The organism is Alteromonas sp. G4i35, from assembly GCF_054960375.1.
Genome location: NZ_JBHNZD010000016.1, coordinates 83,400 through 99,330 on the forward strand (window position 1 = coordinate 83,400; position 15,931 = coordinate 99,330).

The 15,931-nt window shown below is 46.1% G+C and carries 15 protein-coding genes; 10 read left to right on the plus strand and 5 right to left on the minus strand.

Features of this window, described 5'->3' with window-relative positions; translation table 11 throughout:
- Positions 1-84: 84 nt before the first annotated feature.
- Together ACFI6L_RS12000 and ACFI6L_RS12005 are read right to left on the minus strand one after the other, a co-directional pair.
- The gene (locus ACFI6L_RS12000; protein WP_462574089.1) at positions 85-2,220 is read right to left on the minus strand and encodes an exonuclease domain-containing protein; all 2,136 of its coding nucleotides are present in this window, start codon (positions 2,218-2,220) and stop codon (positions 85-87) included.
- A 117-nt stretch (positions 2,221-2,337) separates the two neighbouring features.
- Complete coding sequence (locus ACFI6L_RS12005) at positions 2,338-2,625, minus strand: hypothetical protein (RefSeq protein ID WP_230598863.1); 288 nt, start codon at positions 2,623-2,625, stop codon at positions 2,338-2,340.
- A 186-nt stretch (positions 2,626-2,811) separates the two neighbouring features.
- Between ACFI6L_RS12005 and ACFI6L_RS12010 the strand changes: the two genes are divergently transcribed.
- The 3 genes from ACFI6L_RS12010 to ACFI6L_RS12020 all read left to right on the plus strand — a co-directional run bounded on the left by ACFI6L_RS12010 (position 2,812) and on the right by ACFI6L_RS12020 (position 4,141).
- Entirely contained in the window at positions 2,812-3,003 is a 192-nt protein-coding gene (locus ACFI6L_RS12010) for a zinc ribbon domain-containing protein (protein WP_014980678.1), read from the plus strand.
- On the plus strand, positions 2,996-3,625 hold the full coding sequence (locus ACFI6L_RS12015) for a flavin reductase family protein (protein ID WP_061486805.1): 630 nt from the start codon (positions 2,996-2,998) through the stop codon (positions 3,623-3,625). The genes ACFI6L_RS12010 and ACFI6L_RS12015 overlap by 8 nt, the downstream gene beginning before the upstream one ends.
- Positions 3,626-3,847: 222 nt before the next feature.
- Positions 3,848-4,141, plus strand: a complete 294-nt coding sequence (locus tag ACFI6L_RS12020; RefSeq protein ID WP_014951285.1) for a high-potential iron-sulfur protein — start codon at positions 3,848-3,850, stop codon at positions 4,139-4,141.
- 98 nt (positions 4,142-4,239) lie between these two features.
- Here the strand turns inward: ACFI6L_RS12020 and ACFI6L_RS12025 are convergent, their stop codons facing one another.
- Complete coding sequence (locus ACFI6L_RS12025; RefSeq protein WP_462574090.1) at positions 4,240-5,859, minus strand: amidase; 1,620 nt, start codon at positions 5,857-5,859, stop codon at positions 4,240-4,242.
- A gap of 129 nt (positions 5,860-5,988) precedes the next feature.
- The gene (locus ACFI6L_RS12030) at positions 5,989-6,750 is read right to left on the minus strand and encodes a substrate-binding periplasmic protein (protein ID WP_014951287.1); all 762 of its coding nucleotides are present in this window, start codon (positions 6,748-6,750) and stop codon (positions 5,989-5,991) included.
- Positions 6,751-7,041: 291 nt separating this feature from the next.
- Between ACFI6L_RS12030 and prmA the strand changes: the two genes are divergently transcribed.
- The 7 genes from prmA to ACFI6L_RS12065 all read left to right on the plus strand — a co-directional run bounded on the left by prmA (position 7,042) and on the right by ACFI6L_RS12065 (position 14,962).
- Positions 7,042-7,920 carry a 50S ribosomal protein L11 methyltransferase gene (gene prmA / locus ACFI6L_RS12035; protein WP_462574091.1) on the plus strand — a complete coding sequence of 293 codons (879 nt, stop codon included), beginning with the start codon at positions 7,042-7,044 and terminating at the stop codon, positions 7,918-7,920.
- Positions 7,921-8,290: 370 nt separating this feature from the next.
- Positions 8,291-9,289 carry a tRNA dihydrouridine synthase DusB gene (gene dusB / locus ACFI6L_RS12040; RefSeq protein ID WP_014951289.1) on the plus strand — a complete coding sequence of 333 codons (999 nt, stop codon included), beginning with the start codon at positions 8,291-8,293 and terminating at the stop codon, positions 9,287-9,289.
- A gap of 30 nt (positions 9,290-9,319) precedes the next feature.
- Positions 9,320-9,613 carry a DNA-binding transcriptional regulator Fis gene (gene fis / locus ACFI6L_RS12045; RefSeq protein WP_012520109.1) on the plus strand — a complete coding sequence of 98 codons (294 nt, stop codon included), beginning with the start codon at positions 9,320-9,322 and terminating at the stop codon, positions 9,611-9,613.
- Positions 9,614-9,695: 82 nt separating this feature from the next.
- Positions 9,696-11,294 (plus strand): bifunctional phosphoribosylaminoimidazolecarboxamide formyltransferase/IMP cyclohydrolase, encoded by a 1,599-nt coding sequence (gene purH, locus ACFI6L_RS12050; RefSeq protein ID WP_014977764.1) that lies wholly within the window; start codon positions 9,696-9,698, stop codon positions 11,292-11,294.
- 311 nt (positions 11,295-11,605) lie between these two features.
- Positions 11,606-12,421, plus strand: coding sequence for a class I SAM-dependent methyltransferase (locus tag ACFI6L_RS12055; protein ID WP_462574092.1), 816 nt, complete (start codon positions 11,606-11,608; stop codon positions 12,419-12,421).
- A gap of 27 nt (positions 12,422-12,448) precedes the next feature.
- The gene (gene purD, locus ACFI6L_RS12060) at positions 12,449-13,741 is read left to right on the plus strand and encodes a phosphoribosylamine--glycine ligase (RefSeq protein WP_014977766.1); all 1,293 of its coding nucleotides are present in this window, start codon (positions 12,449-12,451) and stop codon (positions 13,739-13,741) included.
- Positions 13,742-14,209: 468 nt separating this feature from the next.
- Entirely contained in the window at positions 14,210-14,962 is a 753-nt protein-coding gene (locus ACFI6L_RS12065; RefSeq protein WP_462574094.1) for a glucosaminidase domain-containing protein, read from the plus strand.
- 170 nt (positions 14,963-15,132) lie between these two features.
- Here the strand turns inward: ACFI6L_RS12065 and ACFI6L_RS12070 are convergent, their stop codons facing one another.
- Positions 15,133-15,894: a sugar-binding protein gene (locus ACFI6L_RS12070; RefSeq protein WP_049585477.1), complete on the minus strand. Its 762-nt coding sequence runs from the start codon at positions 15,892-15,894 to the stop codon at positions 15,133-15,135.
- Positions 15,895-15,931: the final 37 nt, after the last annotated feature.

A 15,931-nucleotide genomic window follows, 5' to 3' on the forward strand; every position in this document is an offset into this window, starting at 1 on the left:
CGTGTTTAACCCCACTACATACTTATTTTCGGCTCATTTTGTTCAGTTCAAGTACGCTAAAGTTCCAAACAATTAGTGGCCGACTTAAACGCTCACTTGCTCATCGTCGTTTTCAAACGCTAGCTTCAACAACTCGGCGGCGGCCTTCGCATCGCTCAGCGCGCGGTGATGCTGCTCCATTTCTATGTGAAAATGCTTTGTTAAGTTTGCCAGCGAGTAAGAAGGCAGCCCAGGATAGGTGCGACGCATTTCGCGAACGGTACACATTTTGGGTCGCCTGAAACTTTGCTCTAGTCTTGCAAACTCTTGCTTGATGAACCCATAGTCAAAGTTTACGTTGTGAGCCACGAACACAGCGTCTTCGGTGAAATTTGCCACGTGTTCCGCTACTTCAGCAAAAAGCGGAGCATCTGCCACCATGTCATCCGAAATACCAGTAAGGCGGGTAATGTTGCTAGGAATGCGGCGCTGCGGATTTAACAGGGTTTGAAACCTGTCTACCTCTTTCCCACCAACAAGTTTTACCATACCTATTTCGGTAATCCGGTTGTAGCTGCTGTTTCCCCCAGTGGTCTCTATATCTACCACAACATAAGGCTGTGCTGGGTCGCGTATCCATTTCACTGTTGTTACCGCAACGTCAAATCCAGCTTGCTGCAAACGTTGAATTGAAACCAGCTGATTTCGGCGAAGCTGATCGCCAGGCGCTTTGATTTCTTCAAAGCGAAGTGCGCCGTCAAATACCATGATATCGGGGAAGCCATCTCGGAGGCTCTCAAAGTCTTTGCACATCATGCGAAGTAAAGCATAAATAGAATCTAGCGAACCATGCTCAATTAGCGCTTCTATAGGCGTAAGCAAATGACTAGACCACATAAACAGGCTATTCACTTTGCCATAGTGCATCGTGGCCATTTTGTGAATATGAAAACGCAGTTTTTCTTTGCTATCAAGCGCCTGTAACAACGCTTCAATACTGTGTTCAAACTTGGCGTAAAAGTTATTCTGTTTAAGCGATAACGGTCTGCGATCAAACTCAGTAACCAGCGTGTCTTCTTCGTAAAGTTGCTTCCAAAAGGTAAGGCCGAACAAAGTGCGCCATAATCGGTTTTCCGTGCGCCAGCCTTCAATGCCGTGCCTTGCATAATGCGCCAGCACACCACGCTCAACCTGTTGGTTTTGGCTTACGTCAATATCCAGTGTACGGCTAGCATTGCGAAGCATGTCGGTAACCGTGCTGGTGCGTTTTTTGTGGTATTTACGGGCATAGAAATCTTCTGCAAATGCTAGCAGCGTATCCGATTGCGGATTATCAATTATCTCTTCAAGGGTCTGTTTAACACTATTTTCATTTCCGTCCTTGTAGCTCTCTCTTAACCACTTTTCTTTTGCCTTATCGCTTTGCGCCGCTTTCAATACTTCTAGCCCTTTCGTTCTATCAAACATCAGTACTTTTAGGCCTAATGCATAGAGAAACTGGTCGCGATAAAAACAGGCCGACACACCTTCTGTAATGGGCAGTTCACCTTCGGCAATGGCAAGCAACATATCATCGTTATAAAAAGCTAACTGGCTGTAATGGTTGGCGTAAAACCATGACGCTTGGGCGTCGCTTTTAGTTTCAAAACGCGCCGTATCCGTTACGGAATCAGAACGGGTTCTCATTACGCCTAAATCGCGCATAGAAAACTGATTTAGGCGGCTTTTGGTGTTACCAAAATAGATAAACAGCAAATAGCGAAGTGCATCGTCGAACAAGCACACTAAGTAGTTATCTAGCGAAAAGCGCTCTGGCCAGCCTCTAGCTTCGATATGTTCATTAAGCAACGTCACGAGTTTAGGCTTGGTGAGAGATGCGAGCCCCTGAATACTGCCGTATTCAGCAAGTAGCTCAAGCAGAGCATCTTTGGTCAAGACACCTGCGATGTCATTAAGCGAAGCGTGGGTAAGGTCACCAAACCAGCCGTTGTCGGTAAGCCAATCTATTTGCTCTTGTGGCACAGCGATTTCGCTATAATTGAACTGCGTCCTGTCAATCACTGCGTACTTGCGATTTGCAGCGCGCACAACAATACACTGTTTGTCATCGTCCAACGCTTTAAAACGCCTAACAAAGTCAGTGGCTTCGTCACTTAGAAGCGCCCTGCTAGCACCCTCAAAGAACCCAAGGAACTCGTGAAAGTGTGTAAGGTAATAACGTGGCGGTAAATCTTTTCGCATGAGGTATCTTTGGCTATGAAAACATCAATAGTGTATATTTATACAGCCACGCGAATCAAATTAAATCCTCCGCGATTGGGTATCACATCTGCTGCTAATAGTGCACAGCGTGTACTTTTACACGCGTACGCGCTGTTTAGACACCCAATGAAAGAACGAAGAAAGCTGCGCATCTGCCAATAAACGCTGCAAATTGAAGTAGTGTTTGGCCAACGTCATCTCATCATAAAATCGATGTATACCGCTGTGACATTGTCTGCAAATGTAAATGCCGTCCTGAAGCTCCGCTTTGCTAAAGTGCTTTTTAAAATAGGTACGCCTGTGCATTTTTCGCGGAATAAGATGATGGTAAGTAAGGCGAGTTTCTCTATTACAGCACGGGCATTGACCAACTTTATTTGCCACAAGGTCACCTTTTTCGTCTATCACATCTATTATTTGTGCACCCAGTTTTCTGATTACTCATAAGCGTCAAATGGCAGTCTTGTCCTTTTCTCTTAAAATCAGATACAAGGGGCGTGTCTAAAAGAAAATCCACTCGTCTTTGCATTACGTAACAAATAGCATTAGTGATTACAAAGGCATTTAAATATGAGTTTAACTCGTTCCATGGGCTTTTCCTGTCCTTACTGTATGGCCCCAAATGATGTTGAAATAGATGAAATTAACGATGTTGGCCAAGTACAGGTGCTCGACTGCCAAGTGTGTTGTCAGCCCATTGAGCTTACTGCTTATCAGCACGGTGATGACATTCAGATAGAGGCAGAAAGAGAGAATGACTAAGCAGTTTACCCGCGGTGATATAGACGCCCTTGCACAGCGCTACCGCGCAAACCTAATTAATAGTTTGTCTGGTTTTAAATCGGCGACTTTGGTGGGTACAACAAACGGCGTTACAAACAATTTGGCTATAGTGAGCTCTATTGTTCATGTCGGTGCAAACCCGCCTCTCATTGGCATGATCATGCGTCCACATACCGTCACGCGAGATACGTTAAGCAATATAAAACAGCAGGGCTTTTATACGCTAAATCACGTGTCTGTTGACTGGGTCGACAAAGCCCACCAAACATCAGCCCGCTATGCGCCAGATGAAAGTGAATTTGAAGCCGTTGGGTTAACCGCGCAGATCAGTGAGTCCTTCAGTGCGCCGTATGTCAAAGAAAGTGAAATTAAAATGGGCTTAAAAGTAGCACAGCATTTTACTTTGCTTAATGAAACCGAAATGGTTATTGGCGAAATCCAGGAGCTCTACGTTCCTGAGCAAATAATAGATTCAGACGGCTATGCAGATATAGAGCAAGCGCAAACGGCCTGTATCTCAGGCCTAGACAGCTACCACAGCACACAACGAATTGCGCAATTTGCGTATGCAAAGCCCGATGTAAAGTTAACCGTGAAGTGAACTAATAAACTGTCCAGCGGTCTTACATTCAATACTTAAGGTTGTAACTCTGAAGTTTATTTAATCTGGATCAAGCGAAAATGCGACATTTCGTTCGATCTTTTTTCAAAAAGAGATAGTATTTAAACATGAAACAAAACCTGCCTCTTTGGGCAGGTTTTTGCGTTTAAGGCACTGAATAAAAAAGAATCATTATCGTTTCTATCTCTTAAGGAGAATGTTATGAAATCTGTAAATCGCCGTGACTTTTTAAAGCTTTCTGGCTCGACAGTTATCGGTCTTACATTAGGTGGTGTAGCGTTACGTGCTCAGGCTCAAGAACAATTGAGCGCTGATGACCCTACTGCAAAAGCACTGAACTACACACCGTCGTCAACTGTTGAAGGTGCAAAATGCGCAAACTGCATGTACGTGCAGGGCGCCGATGGCGAACAACACCGCCCTTGTAACATTTTCCCTAATAAGCTTGTTAACGCTGATGGCTGGTGTAGCGCTTGGGTGAAAAAGCCTGGCTAACCAATCGAAAGAAAAGACGTTCAAAAGCCCTTGAGTTAAACCAAGGGCTTTTTTCGTTTCTGTTGAGGCGAAATACGATTATGTACCCTCATTTCCCGCTAGCGAACTACGTCAATTCCGTCTTCGATACCTTTTAGCGCTGGGTTGTCAAAACGTGTAGGCAGAAGGCCAGGCTTAATGAAGAAGCCGTGTTTTGCTTCAAAGACTCTACCTATTTTTAACACGCTTTCGTCTTGCCACTTTCCACCAATAAAGCTAATTCCCACAGGAAGATCTTTCACCTGTCCAGCGGGCACTGTGAGATGCGGATATCCTGCAATTGCGGCCAAATACCCGATACCGATAAAACCGACAGGCGAATGGTCACCATATACGCCGTCTATTAAAAAAGAAGGGCTGTTTGAAGGCGCAACTAGAACATCAACATTGTGCTTTGCTAACAACGTATCAATACCATTTTTACCCGCCGTGTCTTGAATAAGGCGCAGTGAACTTTGATACTTTTCGCTGTCAATGGCTGCCGACGCGAGCGATTTTTCGAAAATGTCTTGATTGAATAACGCTAACTCGCGCTCTGTTTTGTTATTGAAATCGATCAGCTCAGACAAGTTCCTTGCAGGAAGCTCTGCTGGAGACCCCGACAAGTATTCGTTAATACTATGATGGAACTCGCTCAGCAGAACATTATAAGAGTCGGCCCAAAATGAATCTGGCTGAGAGAAGTCACTGATGTCCACCAGCGTCGCGCCCGATGCTTTAAGCTGGTTCAACGCCTTTTCATAAACAGCCAGTACATGAGGGTTATCGCCTTGGCGGTACCTAACCACACCAATACGCTTGCCTTTTAAATCTGTAGCCAGCATTGAAGATGTTGGCATAGGAGGGCGGTGAGACTCAGCGTCTAGTGTAGCGTTATCGCTTGCATCAGGGCCCGCCATGATTGCCGTCATTAGCCAGGCGTCTTGAACGTTAGACGTCATTGGTCCTGCGGTGTCCTGACTGAAAGAAATAGGTACTATGTGAGTTCTGGAAAGCAAGCCCACGGTTGGTTTAAAGCCGACTACCCCGTTTATGGATGCCGGACAAATAATAGAGCCATTGGTTTCGGTGCCCACGGCAAGTGACGCGAGGCGAAGTGACATGGCAGCGCCCGAGCCCGATGACGAGCCACAAGCACTTCTTGATAGCATATGCGGGTTTCGGGTAAGCCCGCCAACTGCACTCCAGCCGCTGATAGAGGATTCAGAGCGAAAGTTTGCCCATTCAGACAAATTGGTTTTACCCAAAATAATTGCCCCTGCCGCTTTCAGTTTTTCTACGATAGGCGCATCGCGACCAGTGTCATTAGCAATAAGCGCCATTGAGCCGGCTGTGGTGGGCATCTCTTTACTTTCTATATTATCTTTTAGCAGCACGGGAATACCTGCCAGAGGGCCAAGCGTCTCGCCATTCGCTAGTCGTTTATCGATGGCCTTCGCTTCGGTCAGCGCGTTAGGGTTCAACGCTAAAACGCTATTTACCTTTTCATCTAGCCGTTCGATTCGCGCAAGATAACCGCTAACGAGCTCAGCAGATGTCGTGTCGCCACTCGCAATCGCTTGCGCCTGAACGTGAGCAGGCTTATCTAACCATTGCTCAATCTTATCTGTATGATTTGCTTGAGACACGCATGCAGTGCATAGCACGACTACGGCCAGCAAAAAACCCTGTTTCAACATAAACCTTTCCTTAACGTATGATCCTAGCGCCTGTTACTCCTTCTTATTATGCAGCGTTTGACGGCAATAGAAGGTAACGTAATGTTAGTTTCTTATACGTTGAATCAGAAATAGTTCACTGTCTAAGAATTATTTTGCCGTTTCCGCTACGGGAAGCTTATGAAGGAGGTTATCGAGCTTATATTCATCAAGCAGTAACTGATACCGCCCATCTTCAATAAATAGCCGAAGGGTGGCGTTGAACTTGGCTCTTAGCGCTGGGTCGGGGATCGCAGCACTGTAAGGCGATATAGGAAAAAGCTCATGAAAGACGGTTGCGTCTTCGGCATAAGCACTGTTTGCAGATTTGAAGTAGTTGAAAATATTTCTATCGAGAATGGCAACATCGACACTGCCGCGCATCAGCATGTCCACTTGACGATCTTGTCGTGCCATTTCTATATAGGTAGTTTGCGATGCAAGAGTTCGCCCAAAGTCCTCACCTAATACCGATTGAGCGGTTTGAAAAGCAATGACGCTTTTACCTTTCAAATCGTCGATACTGTCTATCGTCAGTTCTCTGTCTGCCCGTGTTACCACGACGTTCTGATAGATAATATATGGCTCAGATAAAATGCTTTGATCGACCGTGTGTGCAGGATTAAGGGTAAGTCCAATGTCAACTGCGTCATCTTTTAATAACCTTGCCGTACGCCCGAAAGGAACATAAATAGGCGACAATCCATATCCCATTTCAGCAAGGATCGCCCGCACCAAGTCAACTTCAAAGCCGGTGTGCTCTTGTGAAATAACGTATGGAGGCTTGTTCCAGCCTACAACCACATCTAGCTCTTTCGCGCTAAGCGGTATGATAAAACACAGTAAACAAACAGCAGATAAAAGTGCGCGCATACAACAGATGAACCAGACTATAAATTAAACGATACCCTTCTCATAATATAAACTTATATTAGAATTTCACCAGTCGACAAAAGGTTAGTTTTTCTCGAGGCTTACGTAATCAATTGAGCAGCCAAGTTTTATTGAGTACGTGAGAGCCTGTTGAAAACCAAAGTGGTTAGATTTGATCATGCCTCTGTAAGCATCGCGCTCTCATTTACTGAAAGCTTTTCGCTTGCCTGCATTTTGTTTACTGCCAAGCAAAGGTACAATAAAGCGCAAAGGTCTCAATGAACGATAACTATGGCTTGGCTACAACTTCGAATTAATACCTCCTCTGAACATGCAGAATCAATAGGCGACATGCTAACGGCCAACGGCTCACAAGCAGTGACCTATGTGGATGCGAAAGACACCCCTATGTACGAGCCCAAGCCGGGTGAAGTGTTACTGTGGCCCGATACACAAGTCGTCGGCTTATTTGAAGCTGATGCCGATATGAAAGGCATCCTTCAGCGCTTGGGTAAAGCCAAAGTCTTAGGCCCTGATTTTAAATATAAGCTTGAGCCACTTGAAGACAAAGACTGGGAGCGAGAGTGGATGGATAACTTCCATCCCATGCAATTTGGCGAGCGCTTGTGGATATGCCCAAGCTGGCGCGATGTTCCCGATCCAAACGCCGTTAACGTAATGTTAGATCCTGGGCTTGCCTTTGGTACTGGCACGCACCCTACCACAGCGCTTTGCTTGCGCTGGCTAGACGGCATAGATATGACAGATAAAACCGTTGTCGATTTTGGCTGTGGCTCTGGAATATTAGCGCTGGCTGCGTTGAAATTGGGTGCTAAACGCGTCATCGGCATTGATATCGACCCACAAGCGCTACAAGCAACAAAAGAAAATGCACGACGCAACGGCGTTGAAGACCGTTTGGATGTATACCTTCCTGAAAACCAGCCTGAGCTTGAAGCCGATGTCGTGATGGCGAACATCTTGTCAGGTCCATTACTAGAACTTCAAAGCGTTATTACAAACTACTGCAAATCAGGCGGTTTGTTAGTCCTTTCTGGCATTTTGGCGGAGCAAGTTACGCGCATAGAAGAAGCGTACGCTAACGATATTACTCTTGAACCCAGTGCCATTGATGGTGAATGGGCGAGAGTGTCGGGCAAAAAACACTAAGTTTGAGCGATAAACCGACCAGTCGGTGAAAATTACGCCCAGTTAGAATAGTGTGTTTTCGGTAAACCACCTCAAAATTGCGACGAAAATTTGTACGACAAAGCACGTTGCCGCCTAATTAATTGTTAATTTTTTTCACATTACAGCCCTTTCAAATCGGGGGCTGTAAGACTTTCGTACAATATTTAAACTAAAAATCGACGTTAGCTTACTAATGTGACAGATTTTTTTCACTGTCAAGACCACGGAGTGAAATTTTGTGCGATTTTTAGCCTTTTCAAGCCTTGCGAAAACACGTACACTTAGCGCCCCGTTTTAGCCGGGTGTATATTTTCTGTGCAGTTTTAGATGGCGAGCTATACATTTTACAATGCGAATTGGACCTTACGAGTTAGAAAACAATTTGATGTTGGCCCCCATGGCTGGCGTAACAGACAGACCGTTTCGCCAACTTTGTAAGCGCTTAGGTGCAGGGCTTGTTGTTTCAGAAATGCTTTCGAGTAACCCGAAAGTTTGGAACACAGCTAAATCACAAGCGCGTATGAATCATGAGGGTGAAGAAGGCATTCGCTCTGTACAGATAGCTGGGGCTGATCCTGAGCTTATGGCTCAAGCAGCACAATTTAATGTTGAGAACGGTGCGCAAATCATCGATATCAACATGGGTTGTCCTGCTAAAAAGGTCAATAAGAAGCTAGCAGGTTCTGCATTGCTTCAATACCCAGACACAGTGGAAGCGATTATTAAAGCAGTAGTTAATGCTGTTGATGTACCCGTGACACTAAAAATTCGTACCGGCTGGAACCCAGAAAATCGCAATGGGGTAGAGATTGCCCGCATTGCAGAGCAAAACGGCATACAGTCGCTTGCTGTTCACGGCAGAACACGAGCTTGTATGTATAAGGGAGAAGCTGAATACAGCACCATACGTCAAATAAAGGCGGCAATTTCAATTCCTGTTATTGCAAATGGTGATATTACTTCTCCAGAGAAAGCACAAGAGGTGCTGAATTACACCGGTGCAGATGGCGTAATGATAGGTCGCGGCGCGCAAGGTAAACCTTGGATATTTAAGCAAATCCAACATTATCTTGAAACGGGCGAGAACCTACCAGCACCGCCGCTGTCAGAGTTATATGAACTCTTGCATGAGCACGTAGCCAATGTGCAGGACTTTTATGGCGACATAGCCGGTGTGAGAATTGCCCGTAAGCACGTGGGCTGGTATCTCGCGGAGCACGATACGGATCGTCAGTTTCGTAAAACGTTTAACGCTATCGATGATGCGAATGAGCAACTCGATGCACTAAATGCATATTTTCAAGCGCTGCAGACACGAGAAACCCGACAGATTTCTCCCGCAGCATAGTGATGACTAACTTAAGAGCAACACAGTATTATGTTCGATCAAAACGTGACTTCACCTTTTACTACTACAGTAACTACGCCTTCACAAACGCAAGCTCAAAAGCCACTGCGTGACTCTGTAAAGCAAGCGGTTAATAAGTACCTTAAGCAATTGGATAACGCAAACATCGATAACCTGTACGAAATGGTACTGGCTGAAGTTGAAGCGCCGCTGCTAGAAGAAGTCATGACTTACACACGCGGCAATCAAACCCGCGCTGCCATCATGATGGGCATCAACCGTGGCACACTTCGCAAGAAGCTTAAGCAATACGGCATGAACTAAGATTCCAAGGGCTTTGCCCACCAAAGAGCACCAATCGGTGCTCTTTTTGTTTCAACACTACAACATTAGAAACTTAAAATTTATGCAAACACCAAAACCAATTAAACGTGCTCTCCTTAGTGTCTCTGATAAAACCGGTATCCTCGATTTCGCGACAGCGCTGCATAACGCTGGCGTAGAACTTCTGTCGACGGGCGGTACTGCTAAACTTCTCGCTGACGCTGGCTTACCTGTTAAAGAAGTGTCTGATCACACAGGTCACCCAGAAATTATGGCTGGCCGCGTTAAAACCCTCCACCCGAAAATTCATGGCGGTATCCTTGGTCGTCGCGGTACCGATGAAGCAGTGATGGAAGAACACAGCATTGCGCCTATCGACCTTGTGGTGGTTAACCTTTACCCGTTTGCTGCTACCGTGGCAAACGAAGACTGTACGCTAGAAGATGCGATTGAAAATATTGATATCGGTGGGCCAACGATGGTTCGCGCTGCAGCGAAAAACCATAAAGATGTCACCATCGTTGTTAATGCGGCGGACTACTCTCGCGTGCTTGCAGAAATGAACGACAACAATGGCTCGTTAACGTACAACACCCGTTTTGACCTTGCGATTAAAGCGTTTGAACATACGGCCGAGTACGACGGCATGATTGCAAACTACTTTGGTGCTCGTTTAGACAGCACAGGTTGTGAAGCAGACTGTGACCACCAGCACAGTGAATTCCCACGTACCTACAACATGCAGCTTACTAAGAAGCAAGACCTTCGCTATGGCGAAAATAGCCACCAAGAAGCGGCATTCTATGTTGAAAACAATGTTCAAGAAGCGTCTGTGGCTACCGCTACTCAGCTTCAGGGTAAGGAACTGTCATTCAACAACATTGCTGACACGGATGCGGCGCTTGAGTGCGTAAAAGAATTCGAAGAGCCAGCATGTGTAATCGTTAAGCACGCTAACCCATGTGGTGTGGCCATTGGCGATGATATTTTAAGTGCCTACGACCGTGCGTTTAAAACTGACCCAACGTCTGCATTTGGTGGCATTATCGCGTTTAACCGAGAGCTTGATGCGAAAACGGCGCAAGCGATTGTTGACCGTCAATTTGTGGAAGTCATTATTGCGCCGACAGTAAGCGATGAAGCGAAAGAAGTAGTAAGTGCGAAGAAAAACGTACGTCTTCTAGCATGTGGTGACTGGGCTGGTCAGCTAACTGAAGGTTATGACTTTAAGCGCGTAAACGGTGGTTTATTAGTACAAGAGCGCGACTTCGGCATGGTTGAAATGGAAGACCTAGAAGTTGTGACTAAGCGTAAGCCAAGCGAAGATGAACTACGCGACCTTATGTTCTGCTGGAAGGTAGCAAAATACGTGAAGTCTAACGCGATTGTTTACTGCAAAGACGGTATGACGGTAGGCGTGGGCGCAGGTCAAATGAGCCGTGTTTACTCTGCGAAAATTGCGGGTATTAAAGCAGCTGATGAGAACCTTGAAGTTGCAGGCTCTGTAATGGCGTCTGATGCATTCTTCCCATTCCGCGACGGTATCGACGCTGCGGCTGAAGCAGGTATTAAAGCAGTCATTCAGCCAGGCGGCTCTATGCGCGACCAAGAAGTCATTGATGCAGCTGACGAGCACGGCATTGCTATGGTGTTCACGGGTATGCGCCACTTCCGTCACTAATAAGTATTTACGCAATACCTTTTAGTGCAGGCTTAGTGAGGGACACCAACACCTAAGTTAAACACGCAGTAAAGTGGCATTTAGTGGCTTTACTGTGTGTTTGTTATTTTTCCTTAACCCTTTTAAATACGCAGACTCGAGGTCATTTGCTTAGTTGTAGTGAAATCTCATCGAAGCGACAGAGTCGCGAATTATTCTGCTAAGGCGTAAGTGCAAATAGGGGTTAGCTGATAGGCTTGATCTGACCCGTGGTAATTTGTAGTAATAGTGTTATGTTATTCGCCTACCCTCGACAGAAAAAGGAAATAAGAATGAAAAAGTTAGCCCAATATGTGTTAGCCGCAACCCTAGGTGTAAGTGCTGCTTATGCCAGCGCAGATGCGATTTCTGATGCCGCAATGAGCGATATCCGCTCTGCTAGTGCAAAAGTACGCGATGAGTACCGTAATCCTCAGCAAACACTGCGCTTTTTTGGCCTTACCCCAGACATGACTGTGGTAGAAATCTCTCCAGGTGGTGGTTGGTACGCCGACATCCTTTATTCTGTTGTAAAAGATAACGGTAAGTATGTAGCTGCTCACTTTTACGTTGATGATGAAACCAGCGGTTACTTTAAAAAATCGGTGGAAGGCTTCAAAGAAAAAATGAAGCCGGGCATGAAGTACGAAGGTGCTGAGCTTACTGCATTCGACCCAATCAAAGCGTTAGATATTAGCGACGCAGGTAGTGCCGATATGGTGCTGACGTTTCGCAACGTACACAACTGGTATATGCGTCACGGTGACGAGGGTATCGACAATGCATTTGGCGCATTTTTCAAAGCGCTTAAGCCAGGTGGCGTACTGGGCGTAGTGGAACATGAGCTTCCTGAAAGCGCAGATGATGAAGCAATGAAGAAAAGTGGCTACATGAAGCGTTCTTACGTTGTGGCTGCCGCCGAAAAAGCAGGCTTTGTGCTTGAAGCAAGCAGCGATGTCAACGCGAACCCAATGGATACTGCCGACCACCCGAAAGGTGTGTGGACGCTACCTCCACGTTTGGCGCTAGATGATCAAGATCGCGAAAAATACATGGCGATTGGCGAGAGCAATCGCATGACGCTAAAATTCACCAAACCAAAATCATAAAATTAAACACTCAAAACGGAACAGTTAATGAACGTACTTGTAATTGGCGGCGGTGGCCGCGAACACGCGCTAGCGTTTAAAGCAGCGCAGTCTTCTGATGTTTCAACAGTATTTGTAGCACCTGGCAATGCAGGCACAGCTACAGAACCTAAGCTTGAGAACGTAGCTATCGATGTAAATGATATTGCTGGCTTGGTTTCTTTTGCTCAGGGTAACGATGTTGAGCTTACTATTGTAGGCCCAGAAGCGCCGCTAGTTGCAGGTGTTGTTGATGCGTTCACAAACGCTGGTTTAATGATTTTTGGCCCCACTCAAGCTGCCGCGCAGCTTGAGGGCTCTAAAGCTTTTACCAAAGACTTTTTGGCTCGCCACAACATTCCAACGGCCGAGTATCAAAACTTCACAGAAATTGACCCAGCTATTGCCTATGTGCGTGAGAAAGGCGCGCCGATTGTAGTAAAGGCTGACGGTCTTGCTGCGGGTAAAGGTGTTATTGTTGCGATGACCCTTGAAGAAGCGGAAGACGCTATCCGCGACATGCTGGCAGGTAACGCGTTTGGCGAAGCCGGCAGCCGCGTAGTTATTGAAGAATTCCTAGACGGTGAAGAAGCGTCGTTCATTGTCATGGTAGACGGCAAAAACGTACTTCCTTTTGCCACCAGCCAAGACCACAAGCGTGCTGCTGACGGTGACAAAGGGCCGAACACAGGCGGAATGGGTGCATATTCTCCGGCTCCGGTTGTAACGCAGGACATTCACGACCGTATTATGCAAGAAGTGATTATGCCAACAGTTAACGGCATGGCTGCTGAAGGCAACGACTACGTTGGCTTTTTATATGCTGGCCTTATGATTATGGCTGATGGCACTCCAAAGGTAATCGAATACAACTGTCGCTTTGGCGATCCGGAAACCCAGCCAATCATGCTGCGCTTAAAGTCTGACTTGGTTCCACTTTGCCAAGCAGCGTGCAAAGGCGAACTTGCTGGTAAAACGATTGAGTTTGATGAGCGCGCGTCGGTAGGTGTTGTGCTTGCCGCTGGCGGCTATCCAGGCAGCTATGATAAAGGCGACGTGATTACTGGTTTCGAAGAAGCCGCTAAGTTAGACGGAAAGGTTTTCCATGCAGGCACCGCCCTGCAAGATGGCGAAGTGGTAACCGCAGGTGGCCGCGTACTTTGCGCTACAGCTTTGGGTAACAACGTTACCGAAGCGCAGCAAAAAGCCTACGAGCTACTAAAAGCCATTCAGTTTAAAGATGTGTACTACCGCACTGATATCGCGCACCGTGCGATTGCGCGTGAAGCTGAAGCCAAGTAGCCGAAAGCCTCATAGAAAGTGCTAAATGAACGCAGCGTAATGCTGCGTTCTTACATAATTACGAAAAGCCAGGGTGTGAATTCTACGCCCCCCACTTTTACTCTTACCTACTCTTACCACTTACTCACCATGCTAACGTGCAGTAAACGCAGAAATCGTAGTTTCCCAGCTACATATCACTGCTTAACCTGATACTAACGCTCAACACAAAAGAAAACTCGCGCTCAGTACATAAGCAATAAGGTATTGAATTTCACATCGAGTCTGATTTGGTACTTGCCGATAGTACTGTATACATTATAAATCTTTAATTTACTGACCTTCTCCATATGTTGCAGCGCATACAAGAACCTGTATGGTATTGGTTTCAATCCGCAAAGATGATTAACCACTTAGCGAGATTTAATAAGCTCAGGTAGTCCGCTTAAAAAGCGTATTATTTCATTCTAATAAAAGAGGTATCACCTGATGTCGAACACTAAACTTATAGCTGTGTTGCTTGTAGCAGTAGTGGCGAGTACCGCAGTGTGGTTCGCCTTTTTTGCCAAAGAATCTGCTCCAGATTTTACTGCTTATGCCGCAGGCCCCGACCGAAAAGCGGCATTTTTTGAGTATTTCACTCCTATTGTAGTCGAGGTGAACAAAGAGCTAGCCACCGACAGGGAGCAAATTCAAAGTTCATGCAACGCGGATGAAGCAGACAATCTAGACCAGTTCCTGACAAAGTTTCGTGTTGACGATGCTGACCTTGAACAGGAGTCAGCCTGCGAGGTTTTGTTAAGGCGTGCCGACATTGTTCCTGCGTCGTTAGCTATTGCACAAGCAGCGAATGAAAGTGCATGGGGTACCTCTCGTTTTGCAAAATTAGGGAACAACTTTTTTGGTCAGTGGTGCTTCTCTAAGGGCTGCGGTATCGTTCCAAAATCGCGGGACACTAACAAAAATCATGAAGTGGCTGATTTCCGTTCGCCTGCCGACTCAGTAGAAAGCTACATGCTAAATTTAAACACCCACGATGCTTACAAACCATTGCGTAACATTCGCCAATCCTTACGTGAAGAAGACAAGGCTGTCACCGGGGTTGCGCTTAGCTATGGCTTAGGGAAGTATTCTGAGCGTGGCGATGAATATGGAAAAGAAATACGTGAGATGATCAGTTTTAATAAACTTGCAGTGCTGGACAAGTTAGATCTGAGTAAGCAGGAAGGCGAAGCCAATTAACTCAACCAGCTAGAGCGTGACGAGCTCTGTTGCGCATTTTTTTTATCGCCAAATGGCATGGCTTTTAGTCAAGGTGAGTGATTGCAGGTTAAAAGGAGTGGCATTTCTGCGACTCCTTCCAATTACGCGCAGCAAGTCAATCAATTAAAGTAGCGACAAATTATGGTTCGCTACTTTGTCAGCTTCACCTTTCCAAACACCGACGCATCTTTATACCCCAAGTTTTTATCGCCGTTTACTGGGGTGATCTCATGAGAGCCTAAAAAGTGCTCTCTGTCGCCACCATCCGCATCGCAATAGGCAAGCATAAAGCCCAGTGTCATACCTTCTTTTAAGGTAACTGGCGAATTATCTTTTCCGTGTTGATAGCTATCATCAAATACACGTACCGCTGCTTCCCAATGAATCTTATGCGGCGCCGATATATCTCGCTGCCATTTGTTCTCTACGTGATCATTGTAGAGTTGTGGTACAGCCTCTCCTGCTTCGTTTGGACCTATATCAATAACCTGATTATCTAGCGCCAAGTGATAGGCAAACGCATTGTAATTATTAAGGTGATCGCCACCAGAGGCATCCGCATCAATGAAAATCTCTAAACAGTCATCGTCCCAATAACGTTCAAGGGGATTGGCATAGGTATCTGAAAGGTGATCGTCTTGTATTTCTGCCAACAGATACAGCGCATCCTTGTTCCATCGCAGTTTATATCGACCAGAAAAATCACCGGACTCAGGAGCTGAGCCCCACATAAGAGCCGTCATTTCATGCCAGTCGCCCTCTTCCCATGCCGCATCGTTGGCTACGCCATCTATAACAGGTGGCGTTGATGAAAAAAGTACGCTGTCAGACTTAGCTTGTGCTGTGGGCACAGACATAGCCACAAGCAGTGCCGAGGTTAGTGCTGCCCCTAAATGTTTTGTACTTTTCAATTGGATACGCTCTTTATTTGCTTATTTGTATTTTAAA

Excerpts from the sequence above, each read along its gene's own strand:
- ACFI6L_RS12000 (WP_462574089.1), bottom strand. The coding sequence starts at position 2,220 with ATGCGAAAAGATTTACCGCCACGTTATTACCTTACACACTTTCACGAG.
- ACFI6L_RS12010 (WP_014980678.1), top strand. The coding sequence starts at position 2,812 with ATGAGTTTAACTCGTTCCATGGGCTTTTCCTGTCCTTACTGTATGGCC.
- ACFI6L_RS12015 (WP_061486805.1), top strand. The coding sequence starts at position 2,996 with ATGACTAAGCAGTTTACCCGCGGTGATATAGACGCCCTTGCACAGCGC.
- ACFI6L_RS12020 (WP_014951285.1), top strand. The coding sequence starts at position 3,848 with ATGAAATCTGTAAATCGCCGTGACTTTTTAAAGCTTTCTGGCTCGACA.
- ACFI6L_RS12025 (WP_462574090.1), bottom strand. The coding sequence starts at position 5,859 with ATGTTGAAACAGGGTTTTTTGCTGGCCGTAGTCGTGCTATGCACTGCA.
- ACFI6L_RS12030 (WP_014951287.1), bottom strand. The coding sequence starts at position 6,750 with ATGCGCGCACTTTTATCTGCTGTTTGTTTACTGTGTTTTATCATACCG.
- prmA (WP_462574091.1), top strand. The coding sequence starts at position 7,042 with ATGGCTTGGCTACAACTTCGAATTAATACCTCCTCTGAACATGCAGAA.
- dusB (WP_014951289.1), top strand. The coding sequence starts at position 8,291 with ATGCGAATTGGACCTTACGAGTTAGAAAACAATTTGATGTTGGCCCCC.
- fis (WP_012520109.1), top strand. The coding sequence starts at position 9,320 with ATGTTCGATCAAAACGTGACTTCACCTTTTACTACTACAGTAACTACG.
- purH (WP_014977764.1), top strand. The coding sequence starts at position 9,696 with ATGCAAACACCAAAACCAATTAAACGTGCTCTCCTTAGTGTCTCTGAT.
- ACFI6L_RS12055 (WP_462574092.1), top strand. The coding sequence starts at position 11,606 with ATGAAAAAGTTAGCCCAATATGTGTTAGCCGCAACCCTAGGTGTAAGT.
- purD (WP_014977766.1), top strand. The coding sequence starts at position 12,449 with ATGAACGTACTTGTAATTGGCGGCGGTGGCCGCGAACACGCGCTAGCG.
- ACFI6L_RS12065 (WP_462574094.1), top strand. The coding sequence starts at position 14,210 with ATGTCGAACACTAAACTTATAGCTGTGTTGCTTGTAGCAGTAGTGGCG.